This is a genomic window from Ideonella sp. P3_A4 (genome assembly GCF_056403075.1).
On record NZ_JBFUGE010000515.1, the window covers coordinates 1 to 4,333 of the forward strand.

Annotated in this window: 2 protein-coding genes; one reads left to right on the forward strand and one right to left on the reverse strand. The window is 66.5% G+C overall.

Annotated elements, in window-relative coordinates; genetic code table 11:
• A partial coding sequence (locus AC1DYI_RS27935) for a M3 family metallopeptidase (RefSeq protein ID WP_477207385.1) occupies nt 1-1,362 on the forward strand: 1,362 nt, incomplete at its 5' end.
• 468 nt (nt 1,363-1,830) lie between these two features.
• Here AC1DYI_RS27935 and AC1DYI_RS27940 read toward each other — a convergent pair.
• Nucleotides 1,831-4,290 (reverse strand): S8 family serine peptidase, encoded by a 2,460-nt coding sequence (locus AC1DYI_RS27940; RefSeq protein ID WP_477207386.1) that lies wholly within the window; start codon nt 4,288-4,290, stop codon nt 1,831-1,833.
• Nucleotides 4,291-4,333: the final 43 nt, after the last annotated feature.

Here is a 4,333-nt window from a genome sequence, read left to right on the forward strand (position 1 = left end):
AAGCGGGCACTGCGCGAGAAGGCCTGGCAGCTGTTCGTGAATCGCGGCGACAACGGCGACGCGCACGACAACAACAAGATCGTCACCGAGGTACTGGCGCTGCGCGCCGAACGCTCGAAGCTGATGGGCTTCGAGACCTACGCGCACTGGAAGCTGTCGGACACGATGGCGCAGGACCCACAGGCCGCGATGGCGCTGATGCTGAAGGTTTGGGGCCCGGCGGTAGCGCAGGTCAACCAGCAGGTGGCCGACATGCAGAAGCTGGTCGACGCGGAGAAGGGCGGCTTCCAGATCCAGCCCTGGGACTATCGCTACTACGTCGAGCAGTTGCGCAAGGCCCAGCTAGACTTCAACGTCGATGAGCTGACGCCTTACCTGCAGCTGGACAAGGTGCGCGACGCGATGTTCTGGGCCGCCGGCCGCCTGTACGGCCTGCGCTTCGAGCCGATCAGCGACGTGCCGGTGTTCCACGCCGACGTGACCGTCTACCGCGTGCTTGGCAAAGACGGCGAGCATGTCGGCCTGTGGTACTTCGACCCGTATGCGCGCGAAGGCAAGAACTCAGGCGCCTGGATGGACAGCTATCGGGCGCAGAACCGGCTGGGTGGCGACATTCGCCCGATCGTGTCGAACAACTCCAACTTCAAGCGCGGCAAACCGGGCGAGCCGGTGCTGATCACCTGGGACGACGCGGTGACGATGTTCCACGAGTTCGGCCATGCGCTGCACGGCCTGTGTTCGGACGTGAGCTTCCCCAGCCTGGCCGGGCCGAACTCGGTGCTGGACTTTGGCGAGTTCCCGTCGCAGGTCAACGAATACTGGCTGCCGACGCCGCCGGTGCTAGCGATGCTGGTCAACCAGGCCGGCCAGCCGCTGCCGCAGTCGCTGGTCGACAAGATCGAGCGCAGTCGCAACTTCGACAAGGGTTTCTGGAAACTCGAGTTCCTGGCCTCGGCGCTGTTGGACATGAAGCTGCATCTCGAAGGCGCCAAGCCGATCGAGCCGCGTGCGTTCGAAAAGGCTGTCCTCACCGAACTGGGCATGCCCAGCGCAATGGTGGCGCGCCACCGCATCCCGCAGTTTGGCCACGTGTTCTCGGGCGAGGGCTACGCCGCCGGCTACTACGGCTACTTGTGGGCCGAGGTGCTGTCGCACGATGCGTTCGATGCGTTCGTAGAAGCGGGCGACCCGTTCGACCCGGTGGTTGCCAAGCGCTACCGTGACACGGTGCTGTCGGTCGGCAATACCGTCGATCCAGGCCAGGCATTTCGCAACTTCCGGGGGCGTGATCCCGAGGTGGGCGCGCTGCTGCGGGCGGATGGTTTTGCACCTGCTGTCGCGCCGGCTAAGTCCGCGCACTAGGCCGGCTGGACGATTACCTTGGCCTGCTGAGGTTGCGGCGGCAGGGCGGCGGCGGTGTCCCCGTCCTCCGGCCGCTCGCGGGCGACTGTTGAGGTAAGTCACCCGCAGCCGCATCAACACCGTGGTGCCTGAGATGCGTTGGGGCGACCGCGAATGAGGCCTACGGCCGGAGACACCACCACCGCCCTGCGGGCACCGACGTTGGCGTGGCACGCCGTTGCCTGCCACCGTCGTGCCTGGGGCGGGAGGTTTGGGGCGTTTTCGGAGGCCTCATTCGCGGTCGCCCCAACCACCGCAAGAGAACACGGTTCAGACCGCATTGCGGCCCGCATGCCACAAACGGCTCCCCGCGAGCGGGCCGCAGAAAACGCCCCAGGCCTTCCGCCCCTCGCGATGGCCACCGCAGGGCACCGGTATTGATTGCCCCAACCAAGTCACCGGTGCTTGCGGTGCCGCCCCGCGGGGCCGCTACTTCACCGCGTGCTCTTCATCAAGGCTGCTGCTCGGAAGGAATGTGCTGCCTTGAGTGGGTAGGTAACGCGCTGTGACCTTCATGACGCCGGGGCGGGCGAAGGATGTCACCCACGGTGCCGTGCCCTTCTTGTTCAGGGCAACAGGGACGCCCACATCTTCACCATTGACGGCGAACTGCACATAGCCGGTTGGCACCCGTGGCTTGCCGCTGGTCGCGCTGATGGCGACCTTCGCCGTGAAGGTCGTGGCTTCACCCGGCGCCGTCGGGTCCTTGGCGTCGATGACGGCCGTGGTCGTTGCGCCGGTCACGATCTGCTGGGCCAGTTCGTAGGTCTTGACCAACCCCGGCTCGCCCGTGACCCTGACGTCGAAGACGCAATTCGCATTGGCGTCCTTGCCGGTGACAGGGCGGCACAGTTCGACCGCGGTCGGCTTGTCGAGCGGCTTGGCGGGAATGTCGTCCGAGCCGGCAATGAGGCACGGTGGCGACTCCAAGGGCCAGGCGTCGAAGGTGAAGGTGTGGGTCGACGTGCCCGGTGCATAGTCGAACAGGCTGCTCGCGTCGCTGACGCGCCAGGCGTCGGCGAAGGTTTCGTTGAGGTCGACATAACGGTCATGCAGCGCGACAGGCCTCAGGCCGAGCGAGCTGCCGTCGGGCAGGGCCGGCAACCAGCTCCCCGGCTTGATCGCACCGAGGATGCCCTCGTTGGCCGGTGTGCGAAGCACCTTCACCGTCAGGTACCACTTGGCCTGCGAAGCCCACCAGTTCTGGACCACGCTCAAGACCGTTCCATTGGGGAAATCGATCTCGATGCCATCGCCGACCGGCGCCTTCACGACGCGGCCGCCTGGCGGCAGGTTGATGCCCTGCGTGCCGAGCGTCGTCAGCACACCGTCCAGGCGCAGCTGCATGCCGCCCGAATCGGGGATGGGGTTCGGCTGGTACGTGACCCGGTGCGACCCCACGCGGGCCGCCACCGCGGTGTTGAGGCTGACGCAAGACGCCAGGCCCGAGTACGCGCTTGTTGGCGGGTTCATCGTCGTCTGCACCGGCGTCTGGCGTGTCTGGATCTCCATGCCATTGCCTTCGCGCAGCGCCACGAATTCACCGGCGCTCTGGAAGTCGTAGTGAATGCCTTCGACCGTGGTGAGGTGGGGGTCGCCATCGGTCGCACCATCGGCCACCGAGCCGTAGTGCAGCAGCTCGTTCGGTGAGCCGAACGGCAGGCCGATCAGGCCCGGCCAGCCTGCGGTGGTCGAAATGTCGTTGTCATTGGTGTGCAGCTGGGTCCACACCATGGCCGGCGTGTCCAGTGGATGGGTCTGCAGGTAACGCGCCACCACACCGGCCACATGCGGCGCGGCCATCGAGGTACCGCTGATGGTGTTGGTGGCGGTGTCGTTGGTGTTCCAGTCCGAGGTGATATTGACGCCGGGTGCGTAAAGGTCCAGGCACGGCCCATAGTTCGAGAAGGCGGCGACGACGTCGTTGGTCGGGTCGGTGGCGCCGACGGTGAAGGCAGAAGGCTCCATGGCCGGCGAGAAACCGCAGGCGTTGGCAGAAGAGTTGCCGGCCGCAATCGTGTAGACCACGCCGCTGGCCACCGAGTTGGCCACCGCCGTGTTGAGCGACGGCACCACGGCAGCGACGCCCAGGCTCATGTTGGCAACAGCGGGGTGGACAGCGTTGATCGTGACCCAGTCCACCCCGGCGATCACGCCGGACACTGTGCCCGACCCGCTGCAGTCCAGCACCCGCACGGCATGCAGGTTGACCAGCTTGGCGATGCCGTAGGTCGTGCCGCCGACCGTGCCCGCCACGTGAGTGCCATGGCCGTGGCAGTCGTTCGGGTCTGGGGCGACGGCGGTGAAATCAAGCGTCGCCCGGCCACCCAGGTCGGTGTGGGTGGCGCGGATGCCGGTGTCGATGACGTACGCATGCACGCCGGTACCTGTCTCGCTGTAGGTGTAGCGGTTGTCCAGCGCCAGCAGGCGCTCGCTCGTCCGGTCCAGGCCCGTGGGTGGGCTGAGCTGGACGGTGTCGAGCGACACCATCTGGTCGGCATCGATGTAGTCGACCTTCGGGTTGGCGCGCATCGCCTCCAGAGCGGGCGGCGGCAGCATGGCGCTGAACCCGACCAGGGCCTTGGTGTAGGTGAAGCCGATGACGCCGCCGTTCAGTCGGGCGGTCTTCTGGGCGGCCTTGACGTCACTGTTCGTCGAGCCGGGCTTGAAGACCACGATGAACTGGTCCTGAAGCGCACGGGCGCCTCGCTGGCCGCCCACCGGAGCCAGGCGCGCCTGGGCGCGGGATGATGTCTGTGCGGCTTTTGCGTTAGCCTGCGCCGCGGCCGGGACGCACGTCGTGGCTGCGCCGAGGGCCATGAGGCAGGCGACGGCCAGGCTGGTGCGCGAGCGAGCCGCGATGAATTGACCCTGAGAGAGAGTAGCCATTGTTCTTGTCTCCTCTGTGAATGCCTGAAAGCCAGGCAAGAGG